Origin of the sequence: Halolamina salina (assembly GCF_042678005.1) — an archaeon.
Classification (GTDB): Archaea; Halobacteriota; Halobacteria; order Halobacteriales; family Haloferacaceae; genus Halolamina; species Halolamina salina.
The window spans coordinates 1794-6636 of record NZ_JBHUDH010000028.1; the positions used below are offsets into that span (position 1 = coordinate 1794).

Genomic DNA, 4843 nt, shown 5'->3' on the forward strand with positions numbered 1-4843 from the left:
CCTCGCCGACCGACCGGTCGGCGGGCTCTCCGGCGGGCAGCAACAGCGCGCGTGGCTCGCGATGACGTTCGCACAGGAGACCGACGCGCTGCTGCTCGACGAGCCGACGACGTTCCTCGACCTCCACCACCAGCTCCGGGTGCTGCGCGCCGCCCGCGAACTCAACGAGGAGCGCGGCGTCACGGTCTGCGTCGTCCTCCACGACATCGGGCAGGCCGCCCGCTTCGCGGACAACCTCATCGCGCTCCGCGACGGCCAGCCCTACGAGTGGGGACCGCCCGACGAGGTGGTCACGCCGGACCTGCTGGAGGACGTGTTCGGCGTCGAGGCCGAGGTCGGGTTCGGCCCGGAGGGACCGACGATCGTCCCCCGCAAGCCCGTCGACGAGGAGTAAGGTCGCCGGCCCCGCCCGCGTTCTCACACGCCGAGGCCGGCCTGAAACGTTTTGACGAGGCCGACCGTCCGTGTCGACATGGCCGACGACAGCGACGCCGACACCGTCCGCGTCTGGCTCGTCGAACGTACCTACTCCGACGACGAGCAGAACATCGTCATCCTCGTCTACGCCACCCCCGACGGCGAGCGCTACCTCCGGAAGGAGCGCGCGCTCACCTCCTTCGGCGACCACCGCGACACCACCGCCGCCATCGACGCCGACCCCGGAAACCTCGGCGAGACCGGCGACGACAAGCGCGAGCAGTACGCCGCCGAGGCCGAGCGCATGGCCGCACAGCACGACCCCGACGACCTGATCTAATTAGCAGCGCCAGCCGCGGTCGGTGTCGTTCAGCCGCTCGCAGCCCTCCTCGGTGACGACGACGAGGTCCTCGATCCGGACGCCGAACTCCCCGGGGAGGTAGATCCCCGGCTCGACGCTGAACACCATCCCCGGCCGGAGTTCGCGGTCGTTCCCCTCGACGATGTACGGCTCTTCGTGCACGTCGAGGCCGACGCCGTGGCCGGTGCGGTGGATGAACTCGTCGCCGTAGCCGGCGTCCTCGATCACCGCCCGCGTCGCGGCGTCGACGGACTCCGCAGTCACGCCCGGCGCCACTACATCCACGCCCGCCTGCTGTGCCTCGCGGACGACCTCGTGAACCTCTCGGTACCGCTCGCTCGGCTCCCCGCCGAACACGAGCGTCCGCGTCTGGTCGGAGGGGTAGCCGTCCACCCGGGTGCCGAAGTCGAGCACCACCGGCTCGCCGGGGGTGATCTCCCGGTCGGAGTGGTGGTGGTGCGGTTTCGCGCCGTTCGGGCCGGCGCCGACGATCGTCTCGAAGGCGACGCCCGTGCCGCCGTTGGCCTCGAGCAGTTCCTCGATCTCTGCGGCGAGTTCGGCCTCGGTCAGCCCGAGTGCCTCCTCGCCCATCGCCCGGAGGTCCCGAACCGTCTCGTCGGCGACGGCGCCGGCCCGGCGCATCGCGTCGAGTTCGGCGTCGTCCTTCCGGACCCTGAGCTCGCCCAGCACCTCGCTCGCGAGGCCGAACGTCGCACCGGGGAGCGCCTCCCGGAGGTCCTGCGTGAACAGCGCCCACATCGTGTCGTCGACGAGCAGGTGGCCCTCGCCCATCCCCAGTTCGCCGGCGATCTCGGCGATCGTCGGCACGGGGTCCTCGGCGTCGCTCCACGTCCGCACGTCGCCGACCCACGACGCCTCGCGGACCTGCTCGCCAGAGAGCTCCGGGACGAGGAAGACCGGCTCGCCCGTCGCGGGGACGAAGAGGAGGAAGTGGCGTTCGCCGGGGTCTTCGGAGTAGCCGGCGAGGTAGCGGAGGTTCAGGCTGGGGAACAGGACGAGGCCGTCGTCGCCGCGGTCGCGGAGTCGCTGTTGGGCGTCGCTGGTCCGGCGTTCGAGCGCGTCGCGGTCGGCGGTCATGTGGGGGGGTCGGCCGGCGGGGAGGAATAGCTGCCGCTCCCGTTACTGCTCGATCTCCAGCAGGCGCGCGCCGCAGTCCCGGCACTGATGAGTGTACACCTCCGCCCGTCGACAGCAGGATTCGACGGTCTCCTCGCCGAGTTCGGGCGTCCCGCCGCAGGCCGGGCAGCGCTCGACGAACAGCCGCAGGCCGGCGAGGATGCGACCCCGCTCCTCCCGGCTCCGGCTCGGCCACGTCGGGTCGCGGGCACGCAGGGGCGCCGCCGCGCCCAGATCCGCGAGCAGCGCCGCGCGCGAGGGCCAGTCCGCGACGTGGATCCCCTCGTCGGTCACCACCGTCGCGCCGTCGCGCTCCTCGACGCCGGGATCGTCCAGCCCCAGCAGTTCGCCGGCCGCCGCGGCCGGGCGCTCGCGCACCTCGTCGATCCGTTCGTCCCACGCCGCCCGGAAGGAGTCGGTCGGTTCGAGTTCGTCACCGGTCGCCGTCTCCCGGAGGACGCCGGCGTCGAGCAGGTACGCCTCCACGTCGACGGCTTCGCCCGCGTCCGGCAGGTCGGGAGCCTTCCCGAACAGGCGGTGGACGCGGTCGGGCAGGTAGCGCTTCGTGAGTTCGGGCGTGCCGGGAACGAGGTAGCCACGCAGGTAGATGGCCGACAGCGACAGGACGAGCGCGGCGACGCCGGCGACCGGGACGACGACGCCGAGGACTACTGCGAGCACGATGGCGACGCCGACGTTGACCACGGTACAGGGCGTACACCGGTTTTCGCCGGTGTAGGCGGGCTGTCTGAGTCGATCGACGATCGTCTCGGCCGACATTAGTTATCGGAGTTCCCCGAGAGAACATAATCCTACCGACGCACGGAACGAACGGCCCGTTACTGCAGGCGCTTGGTCGTCTCGATCAGGGGGTGGCGCGCGTAGTCGACCACCGCCACGTCGTCGATGGAGTCCAGCCCCTCCTGTTCGGCGGTGCGTTCCATCCCCAGCGTGATCGGCTCGTCGGCCTCGACGACGATCACGTAGGCGTCCATCTCCTCGATGTCCGATCGGTCGGCGGCCAGCGCGCGGTGGTGGCCGTCGGTCAACAGGAGAAGCTCCTTGTCGCCGGTCGCGTTGGCGATGACGACCAGCGGCTCGGCCAGCCCGTGTTCGAGCTCGTAGCGGCGCCCCTCGAGTTCGTCGGCGTACACCCGGTCCTGCGTGGGGATGAGGTCGTCGAGGCGGACCCGGCGGCGCTCCTCGCTGACCGTCACGTCGTGGATGTGCTGCAGCGTCTCCATCAGTTCGCCCACCTTCTCGGGGGTGGCGCGCTCGATCTGGCTGCGCACCACGTCGGTGTTGGAGATGATCCCCGTGAGGTTGCCGGCGTCGTCGACGACGGGCAGCTTCTGGATCCCCGAGCGCAGGATCACCCGCGCGGCGTCGATCACGTCCATCTCGGGGTGGGCGACGACGATGTCCTCGACCATCACGGTGAAGATCGGCGCTTCCTCGTCGGCGAGCAGCAGGTCCCGCGCGGAGACGAACCCCTCGACTTTCCGGCCGTCGGTCACCGGGAACCCGTTGTGGTCGCTCTCGGCGATGCGTCGCGCCACGTCGCCGACCGTGTCGTCGGCGTCGACCGTCGCCACCTCCCGGGTCATGTACTCCTTGACCCGCGCTTTGGCACTCATCACTCACCGTTCGGGCCCGGCGACGAAAAAGGGACAGGCTCAGCGCTCGGTGTCGTCGCGGCCCTCCTCGTACGGCAGCGCGACCGACGCTGCCCCCTCGGGGGCGTAGTCGTACTCCAGCGAGTCGTCGGCCGTCGGCGCGTCCGGCGCGTCCGACAGCGCGTCGAAGAAGCGCTCCTCGACCACCTCCCTGACGATCTCGGTCAGCGAGCCGGTCCGGTCGGGACCGGTCTCGGCGAGGATCCCCAGCGGGATCTGGGCGCCGGCCATGTCGGCGTGGCCGCCGGCGTCGCCGATGGCGCCGAAGGCGTCCCGCAGCGTCTCGCCGAGGTCGAGTTCGGAGCCGCGTGACCGGCCGGAGACGTAGATCGTCTCGTCCATGAACCCGTAGACGAGCGTGATCTGGACGCCCTCCATGTCGAGCAGGCGCTCGGCGGCCTGCGCCAGCGCGTCGCGGTCCCGGACCTCGCCGACGCAGGTCGAGAGCGCGCCGTCGTCGACGGTGCGGTTCTCGATCGCCGCGGCCAGCACCGACACCGTCTCGATGGAGAGGCTGGGCGACTCCACCCGCGAGAGCGTGTCGGCGTCGACGTCGGGGATCAGCGACGCCGCGGCCGCGAAGTCGGCCTTCGACACCTCGCGGGTGAACTCCTTTGTGTCGACCTGAATGCCGTACAGCAGCGCGGTCGCGGTCGTGGTGTCGGCGGGCACGTCGAAGCGGTCGAGGTACTCCGCAAGCAGCGTGCTCGTCGCGCCGACGCCGCTGCGGAGGTCGACGAACTCGCCGTCGACGGGGCCTCGCGGCGGGTGGTGGTCGATCACGATGTCGATCTCCGTGTCATCGGGGAGGCTGTCGTTCACGCCCGCCCGTGAATGGTCGACCAGCGCGATGCCGCCGTACGCCTCGATATCGTCGTCTTCGAGCCGGACCATCGGGAGGTCGAGGAGGTTCACCAGCGCGCGGTTCTCCTGGTGGCTGATCTCGCCGTGGTAGCAGGGGTCGGCGTCGACGCCGATCCGGTCGGCCAGCCGACAGAGCGCGACCGCGCTCGCGATGGCGTCGGGGTCGGGGTTGTCGTGGGCGACGACGGCGACAGGCTCCTCGGCGGCGAGCAGCGCCCCGCGCAGGCCGCGTGCGCGCTCGCTCTCGAAGCCGACCGTCCGGTCGAGCACGCGCCCGGCCAGCGCCTCGGTCGGGTCGATCAGCCGGTCGACCGTCTCGCGGATTGCGTCGACGGTGTCGGGTCGTGCCCCCTCGCCGGCGTAAGCGATCAGCATCGCGTCGGGGAAC

The 4843-nt window shown here is 71.1% G+C and carries 5 protein-coding genes and 1 pseudogene; 2 read left to right on the plus strand and 4 right to left on the minus strand.

Features of this window, described 5'->3' with window-relative positions:
• Both ACFR9S_RS03720 and ACFR9S_RS03725 read left to right on the plus strand, forming a co-directional pair.
• Nucleotides 1–394: pseudogene (locus tag ACFR9S_RS03720) on the plus strand (ABC transporter ATP-binding protein); the annotation flags it as partial.
• 78 nt (nucleotides 395–472) lie between these two features.
• Nucleotides 473–757: a hypothetical protein gene (locus tag ACFR9S_RS03725; protein WP_379730625.1), complete on the plus strand. Its 285-nt coding sequence runs from the start codon at nucleotides 473–475 to the stop codon at nucleotides 755–757.
• Here the strand turns inward: ACFR9S_RS03725 and ACFR9S_RS03730 are convergent, their stop codons facing one another.
• From ACFR9S_RS03730 to ACFR9S_RS03745, 4 genes are all read right to left on the minus strand, one after another.
• On the minus strand, nucleotides 758–1876 hold the full coding sequence (locus ACFR9S_RS03730; protein WP_379818090.1) for a M24 family metallopeptidase: 1119 nt from the start codon (nucleotides 1874–1876) through the stop codon (nucleotides 758–760). It abuts the gene before it with no gap.
• A 42-nt stretch (nucleotides 1877–1918) separates the two neighbouring features.
• The gene (locus ACFR9S_RS03735; RefSeq protein WP_379818091.1) at nucleotides 1919–2695 is read right to left on the minus strand and encodes a hypothetical protein; all 777 of its coding nucleotides are present in this window, start codon (nucleotides 2693–2695) and stop codon (nucleotides 1919–1921) included.
• A gap of 59 nt (nucleotides 2696–2754) precedes the next feature.
• Nucleotides 2755–3552 (minus strand): CBS domain-containing protein, encoded by a 798-nt coding sequence (locus ACFR9S_RS03740; protein WP_379732466.1) that lies wholly within the window; start codon nucleotides 3550–3552, stop codon nucleotides 2755–2757.
• 39 nt (nucleotides 3553–3591) lie between these two features.
• The coding region (locus ACFR9S_RS03745; protein WP_379818092.1) for a DHH family phosphoesterase at nucleotides 3592–4843 on the minus strand (1252 nt) is incomplete at its 5' end.